The organism is Thioclava sp. GXIMD4215 (genome assembly GCF_045291555.1).
Taxonomy (GTDB): Bacteria; Pseudomonadota; Alphaproteobacteria; order Rhodobacterales; family Rhodobacteraceae; genus Thioclava; species Thioclava litoralis.
In genome coordinates this window covers 497,506-513,940 of the sequence record NZ_CP149515.1, presented here as the reverse complement: position 1 = coordinate 513,940, position 16,435 = coordinate 497,506, and the positions used below count along the sequence as shown (strand labels likewise).

Sequence of the window (16,435 nt, the reverse complement as noted above, 5' to 3'; positions counted from 1 at the left end):
GAGATCAGGCAGGGTCAATGGTGCACCAGCAATCACAAGATCAGGGGCTGCGCAGGCGGCGGGTGTTCTATATCCCCGGCTATGATCCGTTTCCGCCGCGCCGCTACCGCGAACTCTATCGCCGCGAAAGCGCCCAGCAGGCAGCGATCTCGGGGTACGAGATCAGCCAGAAAGCCAGTGGAAGCGCGGGTAAATACGGCTGGCAGGTAAGTTCAACGCAAGACGGGCAACAGGTCGAGGCGGTGATCGAGGTGCTGCTCTGGTCGGATATCGTGCGCGCGTCGATGGGGCGCTCTATCGCCGCCACCTATCTGCAACTGGTCCAGACCGCGTGGCGCTATATCGGCAGCGCGGCGCTGTTCCGCCTGATGCGGCTCCGCCTTGGGCCGGTGATTGCCGCGCTTTATCCGGTGGTGGCGTTGCTGACCCAGTTGCTGCTGGGCCTTCTGGCGGCCACGGCGGTCTATGGGGCCACATTCTGGGCGGGCGAGGCGCTGGGGCTTGGCCGACACCCGCTCGCCTTGCTGGCGCTTTTGCCTGCGGGCGCGGTGCTGGGCGTGATCCTGCGCTGGTTTCGCGCCCATGATAACCGCTTCTATGCCTATTACCTGCTGCATGATTATGCCTTCACCGCCCGCTGGAACGGGGCCTATCCCGCAACGCTCGACAGCCGCATCCAGCAATTCGCAGACCGGATCGCCCATGCCCTGCACGAGGATTGGGACGAGGTGCTGGTGATCGGCCATAGTTCGGGAGCGCATGTGGCAATCTCGGTTCTGGCAGAGCTGGACCGGCGCGCGCCCGCCTCTGACACGCCTCTGGCCCTGTTGACGCTTGGCCATGTCGTGCCGATGGTCAGCTTCCTGCCCAAGGCAGAGCGGCTGCGTGGCGACCTGCACAGGCTTGCCGCCAGCCACAGGGTCACTTGGGTGGATGTCACGGCTATGGGCGACGGCTGCTGTTTCGCGCTTTGCGATCCGGCAGGGGTCAGCGGGGTTGCCCCCGCCCGACAGACCGGCCCCCTGATCTTCTCGGCCGCATTCCGGCAAAGCCTGAGCGAGGCGCGTTGGAAGGCTGAACGCAGACGGTTTTTCAGGTTGCATTTCCAATACTTATGCGCCTTTGATCGCGTGCAGGATTATGATTACTTCCGCATCACCGCAGGCCCGCTGACCTTGGCCCAACGCTATGCCACGCGCGCACCTTCGCCCAGCAGGCTTGCCACGCCCGTCAACCGCTTCCGGTCCATGTCATGACCCCGCCGAAACCCGCACCGCGCCCCGATAAGGTCTCGCTCTGGCGCTATATCCGGCTGTTCAAACAGGATATCCTCTCGGCGCAACCGGCACGGCTTTATCGCGCCAAGATGGCGGAATTCCGCACGCCCTTCTTCCGGTCCTATCTGTGCAACACGCCCGAGCTGGTGGATCTGGTGCTGCGCGCCCGCCCGCAGGATTTTCCGAAATCCGACCGTATCCGCGAGGGTCTGGCCCCTTTGCTGCGCAATTCGGTCTTTGTGACAAATGGGCCGACATGGGCCCGCCAGCGCCGCATCATCGACCCCGCCTTCGAGGGCGGCAAGCTACATCAAAGCCTGCCCGATATGTGGCAAGCAGGGTTGAACTGCCTGAAGCGCCTTCACAAGAGTGCCGGACAGCCTATTGATATAGAACCGGAAACCTCGCATGTGGCGGCAGATGTCATCTTTCGCACATTGTTTTCGCTACCGATCGAGGACCGCACTGCCGCGCAGGTATTTACCGCCTTCCGCGCCCATCAGATGTCGGCCCCTGTGGTCAATCTGGCGGCCCTTCTGCCCTTGCCGCGCTGGCTGCCGCGCCCGCATTCGCGCCAGACCCGCGAAACGGCGACCCAGATCCGGCGCTTGATCGAAGAGCTCACGCGCCACCGCGCCGAAGAGATCGCGCAGGGCACAGCCCCCGATGATCTGGCGACCAAGATCATGACCATGACCGATCCCGAAACCGGCACCCGTTTCAGCACCGATGAGATGGTCGATCAGGTGGCGATCTTCTTCCTGGCGGGGCATGAAACCTCGGCTTCGGCGCTGGCTTGGGCGCTCTATCTGCTGGCGACCCACCCCGACTGGCAGGAACAACTGGCCGAGGAGGCGCGCTGCCTGCCTGCGACCGCCCCCCCCGATATGGCGCTGCTGAAACAGCTGAAACTGTCCCGCGCCGTCTTCCGCGAGGCCATGCGGCTATATCCGCCGGTGCCGATGTTCGTGCGCGAGACCACCTGCCCCGAGACCTTCCGCAAGCGCCCCGTTAAACGCGGATCGCAGGTGGTGATCTCGCCTTGGCATCTGCACCGCCATGAATTGCTGTGGGACAATCCCGATGGCTTTGACCCGTCCCGCTGGGAGACGGAAAACGGCAAAAGCTGCGCGCGTCAGGCCTATATCCCCTTTTCAGCCGGTGCGCGCGTCTGCCCCGGTGCGGGATTTGCGATGGCCGAGGGTGTGCTGCTCCTGTCGCTGATCCTGCGCGACTTCCGCCTGACCGCCCTGCCCGAGCGCCCGCCCCGGCCTGCCGCCCAGCTGACCGTGCGCAGCAAAAACGGCATCTGGCTGACCCTTACGCCGCGCCAATGAAAAACCGCCCCGAAGGGCGGTCTCAGCTTATTCTCCGGCGACCCGTTCGGCCTCGGGGATATGGCCTGAAGGCTTGCCCTCGACCATATCCTCTAGGCTCATACCGCGCGTCTCCGACACCATTTTCCAGACGATGAAGAAAGAGATCAACGCAAAGCCCGCATAGAGGCTATAGGCCAGATCCAGCCCGATCGCGGCCAGCACGGGGAATGTGGTCGACACCACGAAATTGGCCAGCCAATTCGCCGCGCCCCCCACGCCAAGCGCCATGCCGCGGATTTTATTGGGGAACATCTCGCCCAAGAGAACCCACATGACCGGCCCCCAGCTGGCACCGAACCCGATGATGAAGACATTGGCCATCACCAGCGCCACCGGACCCCAAGGCGCGGGCAGCGACACGCTATCTGCCGTGACCACCGCATGGTTGAAGGCAAGTGCCATCACCCCCAGCGAGACGGTCATCAGGGCCGAGCCCCAAAGCAGCAGCGTCTTGCGCCCCAGACGGTCGATCAGCAGGATCGCGATGATCGTCGCCACGATATTCACGACCGACGAAAAGACCGAAATCATGAAGCTGTCGCTTTCCTGAAAACCGACCGACTGCCAGAGCGTAGTGGAATAGTAGAAGATCACATTGATCCCGACCAACTGCTGGAACACCGCGATCAGGATGCCGACCCAGACGATGGGGCGGAAGAAGAACGCCCCGCCGGTGAGGTCGCGGAAACTCTTGCTGTCCTCGCGCTTCATGGTCTCGCGGATCTTGGCAATCTTGCTGTCCAGACGCGCGCGACGAACGCCGACGATCGTCTCGAGGATGTCACGCGCCTCGCTGATGCGGTCTTTCTCCACCAGATAACGCGGGCTTTCCGGCAGACGCAGCGCCAGCACACCGTAAAGCACCGCCGGAATCAGTTCCGAAAGGAACATCCAGCGCCATGCTTCCATGCCCATCCAGAGGGTGCCAGCCGCTCCACCAGCGACACGGGCGACAATCGCGCTGACCAGAAGCGCCACGAAGATGCCCGAGACAATGGCCATCTGCTGCATGGTGCCAAGGCGGCCCCGTTCGTCCTTGGGGGCGACTTCCGCGATATAGGCGGGCGCGATCACCGAGGCGAAGCCCACCCCGATCCCGCCGACAAAGCGCCACAGGATCAGATCCCATTGTCCGAAAGCCAGCCCCGAGCCAAGCGCGGAGATGGACAGAAGCGCGGAGGCGATGATCATCGTCTTCACCCGCCCGAACCTGTCCGAGCACACCCCCGCATACCAAGCCCCCGCCATAGCGCCCAGAAGCGCGCAGGAGACCGTAAAGCCGATGCCCGAGGCCGAAAGTCCGAAGCCATCGCGCACGGCATCCACCGCACCATTGATGATCGAGCTGTCATAGCCGAAGAGAAAACCGCCCAAGGCCGCTGTGCAGGCGATCATCAAAAGCCTGCCGGACATCACCCCGTCATCCGAAATTTCCGCCATACTCCCCTCCTGCGCCGTAATGTCCGGCGCTTGCCTGATCTGCTTTTCATGTGTCGGATATCTGTCCGTTCACATGATGTGAGACAGGGCAAGGTCAAGCGGCGGACGAAGGGTCGCCTTTGGTCTGTGGCGCAAAACCACGAAAAAGCCGGCAAAAAATGCCGGCTCTGTTACATTTGCTTACAAACCGGAAAAGATCAGAGTTTGTAGATGGCCGAGAACTTCTCTTCGAGATAATCCAGCAGCGCGGTCTCGTCGGGGGCTGTCCCGCAGGCGGTGGTGATGGTCTCGACCGGCGGACGTAGCCCCCCGTGACGCTGCAGGTTCTCGCGCAGCCAGTCGGTGGCGGGCGCGGTATGCCCCTCGGCCAGCGCCCCGTCCAGATCGGGCACCGCGCCACGGATCGCCTTCATCAGGCAGCCCGCATAGAGATTGCCCAGAGCATAGGTCGGGAAATAGCCGAACAGCCCCACCGGCCAATGCACATCCTGCAGGAAGCCATGCGAGGGCTTATCGACCGTCAGCCCGAAATCGGCTTTGAAGCGGGTGTTCCATGCCTCTTCAAGGTCGGTCACCTCCAGCTTGCCGGAAATCAGGTCCCGCTCCAGATCGAAGCGCATCATGATATGCAGGTTGTAATGCAGCTCGTCGGCCTCGGTGCGGATATAGCCCGGCGCCACACGGTTGACGGTGGCAAAGAAGGCGTCAGCATCAGACACACCGAAATCGCCAAACATCTCGGTCATGCGCTGGTAGAGCCAGCCGGTAAAGGCGCGCGAGCGGCCCAGCTGGTTTTCATAGATCCGGCTTTGGGATTCATGCACGCCCATCGACACACCCGCCCCAAGCGGTGTGAAATTATAGGCGGGATCGATGGCCTGCTCATAGCAGGCATGGCCCGTTTCATGGATCGTCGAATAGATATTGTTGAAGGGATCACGTTCGACCACGCGGGTGGTGATGCGCACATCATTGCCCGATCCGGTCGAGAACGGATGCACGGCAATATCCATCCGTCCCCGCGTCCAGTCATAGCCGAAAGCCGAGGCACAGATCCGCGACAGCCGCATCTGCGCCTGCTCGGGGAAGGTGTGGTCAAGCGCTGCGGGCTTGACGGACGACCCCGCCACGCGGTCGCAAAGATCCACCAGACGCGGGCGCATCCGGTCGAAGACCTTGCCGATGTCCTTGGCCGAGGTGCCGGGCTCATAGGCTTCCAGTAGCGCATCATAGGGGTCGCGCCCGTCCGATAGCGCCTGCGCCTCTTCGCGCTTGAGCCGCACGACCTCCTCGAAGGTGGGCAGAAAGGCCGACGGGTCTTCGGCGGCGCGCGCATCCGCCCAGATGCCCTGACTGAGCGAGGTCAGCCGCGCGATTTCTGCGGCCAGACGCGCCGGAATACGCATCGCGCGGTTATAGTCGCGCGCGACCATATCCAGCACCCGCGCCTCTGTCTCGTTGCGCGCCTCGGCCCGCACCAGCCAGTCCGAGATCCGCGGGTCGGTGCGGCGGGCATGCAGGATTGCCTCCAGCGCCCCCGTCTCTTCCGCGCGGTCATCGGCAGCCCCGCGCGGCATCACCGTTTCCTGATCCCAAGACAGCCGCTGGGCGATCTTCTCGAGGGCTGCGGTTTCGCGCAGATGGGCGGTAAGGTCTTGATAGGCAGACATTGGGTCAGGCTCCTCTGACGGATTGCACCACCGGATAACGCGCATGGAAACGCGCACGGATGATCAACACCCACAAGATCACAGCGCCGAACTGATGCGCAAGCCCAAGTGGCATCGGGGCCGCATGCATCACCGTCACAATCCCAAGGATCACCTGACACAGAAGCATCGCCCCCATCGCCATGAACGCGCCCTTGGTATTGGGATGGGCCGATTTACGCGCCTTGAGCACAACCACCATGCCAAACACGAACAGCGTATAGGCCACCATCCGATGCACGAATTGCACCATGCCGGGGTTCTCGAAGAAATTGCGCCACAGAGGGTCGTAATTCAGCGCATCCGAAGGGAAGAACTCGCCATTCATCCACGGCCAGTCGATATAACCGCGCCCCGCATCGATTCCGGCAACCAGCCCGCCCAGAAGGATCTGCAAGAAGGCCAGATGCATCACGCCCGTGGCCATGCCGAACAGTTTGCGCTCGCCCATGCGGCGGGCCTGCAACAGCTCGCCCTCGCGACGCGAAAGCTGCAGGCAGAACCATGCGATCGTGCCCAGAATGATAAAGGCGATGCCCAGATGGGTGGCCAGCCGGTAGGAGGCCACGGCGATCATCTGCCCGCCCAGCCCCGAAGACACCATCCACCAGCCAATCGCGCCTTGCAGCCCGCCAAGCGCTCCCAGCCCCAGAAGCTTCGGCACCCACCCCTTGGGGATGCGGCCCGTGACCAGAAACCCGAGGAAACCAAGCGCCCAGACCATGCCGATCAGGCGGCCAAGGTTGCGATGCGCCCATTCCCACCAGAAGATGCCCTTGAAGCCTTCTAGCGTCATATTCGGGTTGATCAGCGCATATTGCGGGATCTGCTTGTAATTCTCGAATTCGGCCTGCCATTGGGCCTCGTTCATCGGCGGCAGCGCCCCCGAGATCGGCTTCCATTCGGTGATCGACAGCCCGCTATCGGTCAGGCGGGTCGCGCCGCCCAAGGCGATCATGCACACGACCAGCGCGAAAATCACGATCAGCCAGGCGCGGATCCATTTACGCGCCCCTTTCGGCTGGCGGTCGATCATGCCGCCTTTCGGCTCGGCGCGGGTTTGGGTGGGCTGGGCCACATCCTCGAAGATGCTGCGTTTCTGGCTCATCGGGGCTCTCCTTCAGTCGCCGCGCAAACTAGGCGCGCGGGCGGGCGCGTTCAAGCATCATTCCGCCGATTGCCGCAGCCTATCGCGAAGGTGACCCCTGCCCGGGCGCGCCCGCGCGGGGAGAGTGGCCGGAGGCCCGCATCGTCGATGGCCGCAAGAGGCGGCGCGGGCCCGGCCCAGAGGCTGTGCGAGGGGCGACAGACGCGCCTAAAGGATCTGGTGCAGCACAGCCACCGCCGTACAGCCCCCGAAGAACACCATCAGCTTGCCCGAAACCAGCAGCCCCAGATGCAGCCCCCGCGCCTGCCAGCGTGACAGCCCGTCAAACATCGCCTGAAGACGCCCCTGCCGCCCCAGATGCATCATCCAGACATGCACGCCTAGATCAAAGACCAGCGCCAGCACGCAAAGAACCGCCCAGAAGGCCGGATGGACAAGCATCGAAAGCAGGGAAGCGGTCACGGCAGTCCTTTCGTCGGGGCCACATCCGGGCCGGTTACAGCCTTTGTCGTCCTAGCCCTTACCACGCAGAAGCTGCCTGAGCGCCCCGTGCAGCGTCTGGACCTCGGAGCGCGTCATCGCGAAGCGCGTCCACATATTGCGCATATTGCGCTTCATCATCGGGGCTTTCTCGGGCGGATAGAAAAAGCCTGCCTCCTCCAGACGCCCCTCGATGTGATCGCCCCACGCCTCGACATCGCCCGCGCTGGCCGGTTCATGGCCCGCCAGACCTTCTGCAATATCTTCCGCCTCCAGAACATGGCGCGAATACTCGTAGGAGGTCAACAGCACAGCCTGACCAAGGTTGAGGGAAAAGAACTCGGGATTGGTCGGAATGGTGATGATGGCATTGGCGCGGATGATATCGTCATTTTCCAGCCCCGTGCGCTCGGGGCCGAACATCACGGCCACCTTCTGCCCTGCCTGAATCCGGCGATGCGCCTCGATCATCGCGGTCTCGGGGGTATAGATGGGCTTGGGCAGCTCGCGCCCCCGCGCCGTGGTGGCAAAAACGAAATCGCAATCGGCCACAGCCTCGGCCACGCTGTCAAACACCCCCGCATGATCCAGCACACGACCCGCCGCCCCCGAGGCCATCGCCACAGCCTTCGGATTGGGCCAGCCGTCACGCGGTTCGACGATCCGCATTTTGGACAGCGTGAAATTCAGCATCGCCCGCGCGGCCGCCCCGATATTCTCGCCCATCTGCGGACGCACCAGCACGATATGCGGCTGGCTGGATTTCGGGGCGTTACTGGGGTCGGCAGGCTGGTCAATCATCACGGGCTCCTTTTGCAGAGCCTTCCATAAGCACAACGCAAAGCTCTTTCAAGCAAGCGCCGCCTGCGCTATGAGGACGCAAACACCTCATTCCGGCCTGCAAAGGCCTCCGCAGTCAAGGATATATCATGGCAGACGAAGATCGCCCGCAAATCTACCTGCTGACGCCCACGAGCTTCGAGCCGGAGACATTCCTGCCCAAACTCAAGGCCGTTCTGGAGGCGCATGAGATCGCCTGTATCCGCCTGTGCCATGCCTCGAAAGACGAGCTGGAGCTGGGCCGCATCGCCGATGCCATCCGCGAACTCGCCCATGCCCGCGACGTGGCTTTGGTGATCGACAGCCATATCCATCTGGTCGAACGCCACGGGCTGGACGGCGTGCACCTGACCGATGGGGCCCGTTCGATCCGCCATGCCCGCAAGGAACTGGGCGAGGATGCCATTGTCGGGGCCTATTGCGGCAATTCGCGCCATGACGGGATGAATGCCGGTGAAGCCGGCGCCGATTATGTCTGTTTCGGCCCGATCGGCGAAAGCGCCCTTGGCACGGGCGAGCGCGCCGAATTCGACCTCTTCCAATGGTGGTCCGAAATGATCGAGGTGCCGGTGGTGGCCGAAGGCGCGCTGACGCTGGATCTGGTCAGGCAGTTCGCGCCGGTCTCTGACTGGTTCGCCTTTGGGGACGAGATCTGGAAGAGCGAAGATCCGGTCGCCACTCTGGGCGCACTTGTCGCCGCAATGGGCTGATCACCGCCAGAACGGCGAGTGCAGGAAAGGGCAGACAATGGCAACGCGCACCGAAGACAACACGATCCAGCGCGACGGCCCGATGGGCGATTGGGGCGCGTTCATGCATTCGGAGCTGCGCGTTGACCGTGCCGATCTGGCGGGCCATATCCGCCAGATCGAAGGGGCGCGGGTTCTGGTGGCGGTTGCCGGTGCGCCGGGGTCTGGCAAATCGCGGCTGGCGCGCGAGATCTGCGAAAAGCTCAATGCCCATACTGCCGCCTGTGCCGCCATCCTGCCAATGGACGGCTTCCACCGCTCGAATGACTGGCTGGACGCGCGGGGCCTGCGCGGACGCAAAGGCGCCCCCGAAACCTTCGACACCGAGGGCTTCGCCGCGCTTTTGCAGCAGGCCCGCACCGCCGGTCAGGCCCTGCATGTGCCGACCTTCGACCGCGACCGCGACCGCGTGATCCCCGATGGTGACGAGATCGAGGCACGGACCCGCTTCATCCTTGTCGAGGGCAATTATCTTTTGCTGACCCGTGCAGGCTGGCGCGATCTGTTTCCGCTATTCGACCTGACGATCCGCCTGCATGTGCCCGAAGACGAACTGCGCGCCCGCCTGATCCGTCGCTGGGAAAAACGCGGCATCGATCCGGCGGAAATCACCCGCCGCGTCGAGGAAAACGACCTACCGAACGGGCGGCTGATCCTGACCGAAGGCCGCGCCGCCGATCTGCGGGTGCTGGATTACAGCTGATCATCCGATCCTGAAGACCAGAACAAAGGGGGCCGAAGCCCCCCTTTTTATGACCTCAAAGCGGTTCGATATCGCCTTCGGCACGTTTGGCGTGGAAATCGGCGACATAGGCCTTGAAGGTTCCCGCCTCGATCGCATCGCGCATGCCCTGCATCAGATCCTGATAGTAATGCAGGTTGTGCCATGTCAGCAGCATCCCCGAGATCATCTCGTTCGCGCGGAAGACGTGATGCAGATAGGCGCGCGAATAATTGCGGCAGGCAGGGCAGCCGCAGTTTTCATCCAGAGGCCGCGGGTCATCGCGGTGGCGCGAGTTCTTGATGTTGATCTGCCCGTGGCGGGTCCATGCCTGCCCCGTCCGACCCGACCGCGAGGGCAGCACGCAATCCATCATATCGACGCCGCGTTCGACCGCGCCCACGATGTCATCGGGTTTGCCGACGCCCATCAGATAGCGCGGACGGTCCTCGGGCAGGAAATCGGTGGCGTAATCCAGCACGCCGAACATCGCCTCCTGCCCCTCGCCCACGGCCAGCCCGCCGATGGCATAGCCGTCAAAGCCGATATCGGTCAGCGCCCGCGCCGATTGCTCGCGCAGCTCTTGCGTGACACCGCCCTGCATGATGCCAAACAGCGCATGTCCCGGACGGTCGCCAAAGGCCTCCTTGGACCGCACAGCCCACCGCATCGACAGCTCCATCGCACGGGCCACTTCCTTATCGGTCGCAGGCAGCGCGGGGCATTCGTCGAAACACATGACAATGTCCGAGCCAAGAAGCTTCTGGATCTCCATCGACCGCTCGGGGCTGAGCATATGTTTCGACCCGTCGACATGGCTGGAGAAGGTCACCCCCTCTTCGGTCAGCTTGCGCAGACCCGCCAGCGACATGACCTGAAACCCGCCCGAATCCGTCAGGATGGGTTTTTGCCAGTTCATGAACTTATGCAATCCGCCAAGGGCGGCCACACGTTCCGCCGTCGGGCGCAGCATCAGGTGATAGGTATTGCCCAAGAGGATATCGGCGCCCGTCGCGGCCACCGATTCCGGCATCATCGCCTTGACGGTTGCCGCCGTGCCCACCGGCATGAAGGCGGGCGTGCGGATATCGCCGCGCGGCGTATGGATCACACCCTTGCGCGCCGCGCCATCCGTGGCCTGAAGCTCGAAGCTGAATTTTTCTGTCATCACCTGTCTCCTTGCGCAGCCCCCATAGGATGAAACCGGCTGTTTGGAAAGGCGGCAGTTGGTTAGCGGATGCAAAAGCGGGGCCAAAACAGCCCCGCATGACAGATTTCACCCGCTCTCCCCTACCAAGCTCCCAAAGCGCAGGCAGAACGGTGCTTGGCGCAAGCGCGCCGCAGAGAGGCCCCGAAACGGGTCAGGCCGCCCCCTGTCCGACCGCGCGCAGGGCACGCGGGGCCGTCAGCGCCGAAATTCCCAAAAGGACCACAGCCGGCAGGAAGGCAAAAGCCCAGCCAAAGGCCCCATGCCCCAGCCCGCCCAAGATCCCGCCTAGAACAAAGGCCGCGACAAGCTGCACGAACAGCATGAGCCGCGCATGGTCATAACCGTCATCGCCGCTGTCACGGCCCCGCCCGTACAGCCCGCGCCCGATCTCGATGCCCATATCGGTCAGCAGGCCCGTCGCATGGGTGGTGCGGATACGTGCGCCGGAGATCCGGGTGATGGTGGCGTTTTGCAGCCCCATGATAAAGGCCAGCAGACCCAGCCCCAGATGCCCTTCCCAAGGCTGCGGCAAGAATTCGGCGGTGGCCAGCACGGCCAGCAAGATCCCCTGCAAGGCCAGCGGCATATAATAGGTCAAGCGAGAATGGCGGGCAAAGCCCCGCGCGATCATCGCCGAGGCCAGCGCCGCCCCTGCCACAAACAAAAACAACACGCAGAAACTGAGCAGCACCAGCGAAAGATTGGCACCGACAAGGCTGCCCGCCAGCTGGGACAGATGCCCCGTCATATGCGAGGCATATTGGCTCATCATCAGAAAGACACCGGCATTCAGCGATCCGGCGATTACGGCCAGCACGATCCCCAGCCAGCGATCCGCCTCGGGGGCACGCCGGTGCGAGGTGAAAAGACGCATGGCACGGACAGAGAGGTGACGACGGAATGCGGATCGGATGGGCATGGGGAGGCCTCGCAAATGACGGATGATGCAATGTGGTTCCATCATCATGTCGGGGCGGCAGGCAACGGATCAAGAGGAGCGTAACGTCGGGAATGCGGCGATGCAGCAAATTCCCGCCAAAGGTGCAAATAAAAGGCACATTTTCGCCAATATTAGATCAATTTATCCATAAAACCATAAACTTGGCGTTATATTGAGAACAACTCAAGGATGATTTATCCGCTTTCGCTCTTCTTTTGCCACCGGCCGGACTCTTCCGACCAGTACTGCGCCTTCGCACCTGCAGCAGTAAACTGCTTCCACTGCACCCGCGCCCGCGAGAGCGCCTCGTGGTCATGCCCGTCAAACAGGATCCAGACCCGCTCGTGGCGCTCCAGCTCGTCGGGCGCCACCTCTGCGCCGTCGATGCTCAGCACCGCGTCACGCCCGGCCTTGGCGGGCTGGCTGGCCGTGGTCAGCAGGACCGGTTGCAGGGCATCTTGCGCGCCCCCTGCCAGACCATGCGGCAGAAAGCTCTCCGCCCCGCCCATTTCCCACAGGCTGCGGTCATACCAGTGCATCCGGTCCGGCAGAGTGCCGCGCAATTCTATCTTCCAGCCCTGTTCCAAGGCGCGGCCAAGAAGGTTGACGACAACCTCCGCGACCGAGCTTTCGGTGACGTGATAAAACAGCGCAGCGCCCATGCTTCAGCCCTCGAACTTATCGGCAATCAGACGGTTGAGGGTCATCACGCCCCAGCCGGTCGGGCCTTTCGGCGCAAGCTCCGTTTCCGTGGGCGGCAGCGCCACGCCTGCGATATCGATATGGCACCACGGCACCTCCGGCGCAACAAAGTGCTTGAGGAAGGTGGCGGCGGTGATCGCACCTGCCGGACGTCCGGCAGAATTCTTGATATCGGCCAGCCGCGATTTGATCAGCCGGTCATAAGAGGGCTGCAATGGCAGCGGCCATGCACCCTCTCCCTCTTGCCTCGCCGCTTTCAACAGATCGCCCGCGAAACCGTCGTCATTGCTGAAAACCCCCGCATTGTCATGACCGAGCCCCACGATCACAGCGCCCGTCAGAGTGGCCAAATCGATCATGGCGCGCGGGGCGAAATGCTCTTGTGCATACCACAGCACATCGGCCAGAACGAGACGCCCCTCGGCATCGGTATTGATGACCTCGATGGTCACGCCCTTGGCCGAGGTCACGATATCGCCCGGACGCTGGGCGCGGCCATCGGGCATATTCTCGACAAGCCCGACGATCCCCACGACATTGGCCCGCGCCTTGCGCAGCGCCAGCGTGCGCATCACGCCCGCCACCGTGCCCGCACCGCCCATATCCATCGTCATCTCTTCCATACCGGCACCGGGCTTGATAGAGATCCCGCCGGTGTCAAACACCACGCCCTTGCCGATCAGCGCCAGAGGCGGCTCCTCGGCGCCGCCATTCCATTTCATCACCACAACCTTCGAGGGGCTTTCCGAGCCTTGCCCCACCGCCAGCAGCGCCCGCATTCCCAGCGTCTCGAGATCGGCCTCTTCGAGAATCTCGACATCCAGCCCCAGTTCCTGCATGGCCGCCAGACGGGCGGCAAAATCGGAGGTGGTCAGGATATTGGCCGGTTCATTGACCAGATCACGGGTGAAAAACACCCCCTCGGCCAGCGCGGCCAGCGGCTGTGCCTCCTGCGCCAGTTTCTCGGGGTTGTTGGCCATGAAACGCACCGGCCCGTAAGCGGGCGTCTCGGCGCTATGATAATTGAAGCGGTAGGCCCTGAGCGCCAGACCAAAGGAAACCTCGGCCGCGCGGGCATGGCTTTCGGCCAGCACCAGCCCCCCCTTGGCCCCCAGCGCACGCGCAATCGTCGCCCCTGCCTTGCGCGCCACCGAAATCTCGCAGCGCCGCGGCAGCGATACCAGCAACACCAGCTCCGCAGCCATTCCCGCCGGCCATTCCAGCCGCAGCGCCGATCCGTGATCCAGCTTGGCAAAGGCCTCCGACTCGACGGCACGTTTAAGCGCGCCATGCGTCAGACGGTTGACCCGCCGCCCCGCAAGCCCCAGATTGCGCCCGCTTTCGGCAAAGACGACAACGACACCGCTGGCCTCGGCCACGGTCTCCAGATCGGTTTCAGTGAAGCTGATGGCAAGGGGTTCGGTCATCTGTGCTGTTCCTATGGTCCAATATGCTCGACTGGCCCGACCCTACAAAGCTATAAGGGATTTGGAAAGCCACGGGCGGATTCCTGCACGGCAAAAGACCCGCTTGGCGGGGAAATTCGGAATGCGGGCTTTTCCAGCGCCCCGCAAGACGATAGAGACAGAGACAAGACCGCGTTCAGCGCGGCGTGATCAGGAGTAAAGAGCAGCACTGTGACCCGGCTGGACCGATATCTTTTGTCGCAATTCTTGGCGATCTTCGGGTTTTTCGCCCTTATTCTGGTCTCGATCTACTGGGTCAACCGGGCGGTCAGCCTGTTCGAACAGCTTATCTCGGATGGCCAGACCGCGCTTGTGGTGCTGGAATTCACCGCGCTAACCCTGCCTTATGTGATCCGCGTGGTGCTGCCGATTGCCGCCTTCGCGGCCACGGTCTACACCCTCAACCGCCTGTCGAGCGAATCCGAGCTGGTGGCCATGCAGGCCACCGGAGCCTCGCCCTGGCGGCTGGCCCGTCCGGTTCTGGTCTTCGGGCTGCTGGTCGGGCTGATGATGGCGGTGCTGACCCATTTTCTGGTGCCGCAATCGCGCGCGCAACTGGCCACGCGGCAGGCACAGCTGGCCGAGAATGTGACCGCCAGCCTGCTGACACCCGGACGGTTCCAGCATCCGGTCGACGGCATTTCGATCTATATCCGCGCGATCAGCGATAATGGCGAATTGCAGGATTTCTATCTCTGGGACAGCCGCACCCCCACCAACCGGATGAGCTATCTGGCCAAGAAGGCGGTTATCGTGCGCACCGATAACGGGCCGAAACTGGTGCTTTTCGACGGTATCGCGCAAAGCCTGCGCACCGAGGGGCGCAATCTTTCGGTCACGCGGTTCTCGAACTTCACCTATGACCTGAGCAGCCTCATTCAGGGCTCGACCGAGGTGGACCGCAAGCTCGAACAGATCTCCAGCCTCGAATTGCTGCGCGCGCCGCAAAGCGTGCTGGAGGAAACCGGCAAAAGCGCAACCGAACTGGGGCTGGAGCTGAAAATGCGCTTCGTGCAGCCGCTGCTGGCGCCTGTGGCCGCCCTTGTGGGCTTTGCCGCGCTGATGGTGGGCAGCTTCTCGCGCTTCGGCATCTGGCGGCAGATCACGCTGGCGGTGGTCATTCTGGTGCTGGTGCAAGTGCTGACCAATGTCACCGAGACCATCGCGCGCAGCCGACCCGACCTCTGGCCGGTGCTCTTTGCGCCTGCCGCCGTCGGAGTGCTGGCCAGTCTCCTTCTTTTGCATCTCTCCGCGCGCCGGAAATTCACCGGACGGCGTCTGGCCGCAAAAGGTGCCGCATGATCCTTGGTCGCTATGTTGCCCGCCGTTTCCTGCGCAGCTTCCTGCTGGTGCTGGCCAGTTTCTGGGGCATCCTGTTTCTGGTCGGGCTGGTGGAAGAGGTCCGCAAGCTCGATGCCGAGGCAAGCTTCGGGCGGGCGGTGCTGCTGTCGCTGCTCAATATCCCCGAAACGCTTTACACGATCATGCCGCTGATCATGCTGCTTGCGGCGGTCGTGCTGTTTCTCAACCTTGCCAGAAGCTCGGAGCTTGTGGTGATGCGCGCCTCGGGCCGGTCGGCGCTTGGCATTCTGGTCAGCCCCGTTCTGACGGCTCTGGTGCTGGGCGGGTTGCTGATCAGCGTCGGCAATCCGCTGGTCTCGGCCACGTCCAACCGCTATGACGAACTGCGCAGCGATGTCGGCATGCAGACCACCGTCTCGGTCGGGCGCAACGGCGTCTGGATGCGCCAGAGCGCGACCTATAAGGACAGCAGCGGCAAGATCCGCACCGGACAGGCCGTGATCTCGGCGGCGCGGGCCAATGGCGATGCGACCACCCTTTATGATGTCAGCTTCCTGATCCTTGACAGCGACAGCAATGCCGTGCGCCGCGTGGTGGCCGACCGTGCCATTCTGGAGACCGCCCAATGGCGGCTGTTCAACGCCAAGGACTGGCCGCTTGGCAGTTCGACCAATCCCGAGCGCGACGCCACCACCTCGTCGCAACTGACCATCGCCACCAGCCTGACCGCCTCCTCGATCCGCGACAGCTTCGGCGCGCCCTCGGCCATTCCGCTGTGGAAACTGCCCGCCTTCATCAAAACGCTGGACGCGGCAGGGTTTTCGGCATTGCGCCACCGCGTCTGGTTCGAGATGGAACTTGCACAGCCGCTGATGATGGTGGCAATGGTGCTTCTGGCGGCCTCCTTCACCATGCGCCCGACGCGGTTCGGCGGCATCGGCCAGCGGGTGCTGCTGGCGCTGGTCTCCGGTCTGGCGGTGTTCTTCCTGCGCAATGTCGCGCAGGTTCTGGGCGATAGCGGCCAGATTCCGGTTCTGCTGGCGGCATGGGCACCGCCGGTGATTGCACTGATGTTTTCGATTGCCCTGCTTTTGCATCTGGAGGATGGCTGA

The 16,435-nt window shown here is 63.1% G+C and carries 15 protein-coding genes; 6 read left to right on the top strand and 9 right to left on the bottom strand.

Annotated elements, in window-relative coordinates; all coding sequences use genetic code 11:
- Window positions 1-17: 17 nt before the first annotated feature.
- Complete coding sequence (locus WDB86_RS02460; RefSeq protein WP_339109511.1) at window positions 18-1,256, top strand: hypothetical protein; 1,239 nt, start codon at window positions 18-20, stop codon at window positions 1,254-1,256.
- Complete coding sequence (locus WDB86_RS02455) at window positions 1,253-2,614, top strand: cytochrome P450 (protein ID WP_406736498.1); 1,362 nt, start codon at window positions 1,253-1,255, stop codon at window positions 2,612-2,614. The genes WDB86_RS02460 and WDB86_RS02455 overlap by 4 nt, the downstream gene beginning before the upstream one ends.
- 27 nt (window positions 2,615-2,641) lie before the next feature.
- Here the strand turns inward: WDB86_RS02455 and WDB86_RS02450 are convergent, their stop codons facing one another.
- The 5 genes from WDB86_RS02450 to WDB86_RS02430 form a co-directional block, all read right to left on the bottom strand.
- Window positions 2,642-4,096, bottom strand: coding sequence for a sugar porter family MFS transporter (locus WDB86_RS02450; protein WP_406736497.1), 1,455 nt, complete (start codon window positions 4,094-4,096; stop codon window positions 2,642-2,644).
- Window positions 4,097-4,293: 197 nt separating this feature from the next.
- Window positions 4,294-5,766 (bottom strand): carboxypeptidase M32, encoded by a 1,473-nt coding sequence (locus tag WDB86_RS02445; protein ID WP_339107397.1) that lies wholly within the window; start codon window positions 5,764-5,766, stop codon window positions 4,294-4,296.
- Between the two features lie 4 nt (window positions 5,767-5,770).
- The gene (ctaA, locus tag WDB86_RS02440) at window positions 5,771-6,913 is read right to left on the bottom strand and encodes a heme A synthase (RefSeq protein WP_406736496.1); all 1,143 of its coding nucleotides are present in this window, start codon (window positions 6,911-6,913) and stop codon (window positions 5,771-5,773) included.
- Window positions 6,914-7,120: 207 nt separating this feature from the next.
- Window positions 7,121-7,375: a hypothetical protein gene (locus WDB86_RS02435; protein WP_339107399.1), complete on the bottom strand. Its 255-nt coding sequence runs from the start codon at window positions 7,373-7,375 to the stop codon at window positions 7,121-7,123.
- A gap of 51 nt (window positions 7,376-7,426) precedes the next feature.
- Entirely contained in the window at window positions 7,427-8,194 is a 768-nt protein-coding gene (locus WDB86_RS02430; protein ID WP_406736495.1) for an RNA methyltransferase, read from the bottom strand.
- 128 nt (window positions 8,195-8,322) lie between these two features.
- Between WDB86_RS02430 and WDB86_RS02425 the strand changes: the two genes are divergently transcribed.
- Entirely contained in the window at window positions 8,323-8,943 is a 621-nt protein-coding gene (locus WDB86_RS02425; RefSeq protein ID WP_339107401.1) for a thiamine phosphate synthase, read from the top strand.
- A gap of 37 nt (window positions 8,944-8,980) precedes the next feature.
- Window positions 8,981-9,685: a hypothetical protein gene (locus tag WDB86_RS02420; RefSeq protein ID WP_339107402.1), complete on the top strand. Its 705-nt coding sequence runs from the start codon at window positions 8,981-8,983 to the stop codon at window positions 9,683-9,685.
- Window positions 9,686-9,740: 55 nt separating this feature from the next.
- Here the strand turns inward: WDB86_RS02420 and tgt are convergent, their stop codons facing one another.
- The 4 genes from tgt to WDB86_RS02400 all read right to left on the bottom strand — a co-directional run bounded on the left by tgt (window position 9,741) and on the right by WDB86_RS02400 (window position 13,982).
- The gene (tgt, locus tag WDB86_RS02415) at window positions 9,741-10,871 is read right to left on the bottom strand and encodes a tRNA guanosine(34) transglycosylase Tgt (protein ID WP_406736494.1); all 1,131 of its coding nucleotides are present in this window, start codon (window positions 10,869-10,871) and stop codon (window positions 9,741-9,743) included.
- Between the two features lie 193 nt (window positions 10,872-11,064).
- Window positions 11,065-11,832 (bottom strand): YoaK family protein, encoded by a 768-nt coding sequence (locus WDB86_RS02410; protein ID WP_406736493.1) that lies wholly within the window; start codon window positions 11,830-11,832, stop codon window positions 11,065-11,067.
- A gap of 215 nt (window positions 11,833-12,047) precedes the next feature.
- Window positions 12,048-12,515: a DNA polymerase III subunit chi gene (locus tag WDB86_RS02405; protein WP_406736492.1), complete on the bottom strand. Its 468-nt coding sequence runs from the start codon at window positions 12,513-12,515 to the stop codon at window positions 12,048-12,050.
- A gap of 3 nt (window positions 12,516-12,518) precedes the next feature.
- Window positions 12,519-13,982, bottom strand: coding sequence for a leucyl aminopeptidase (locus WDB86_RS02400; RefSeq protein WP_406736491.1), 1,464 nt, complete (start codon window positions 13,980-13,982; stop codon window positions 12,519-12,521).
- A gap of 210 nt (window positions 13,983-14,192) precedes the next feature.
- Here WDB86_RS02400 and lptF point away from each other — a divergent pair, with 210 nt between their 5' ends.
- Complete coding sequence (gene lptF, locus WDB86_RS02395; RefSeq protein ID WP_339107407.1) at window positions 14,193-15,323, top strand: LPS export ABC transporter permease LptF; 1,131 nt, start codon at window positions 14,193-14,195, stop codon at window positions 15,321-15,323.
- A complete protein-coding gene (gene lptG / locus WDB86_RS02390; protein ID WP_339107409.1) occupies window positions 15,320-16,435 on the top strand; it encodes an LPS export ABC transporter permease LptG in 1,116 nt (371 codons plus the stop codon). The genes lptF and lptG overlap by 4 nt, the downstream gene beginning before the upstream one ends.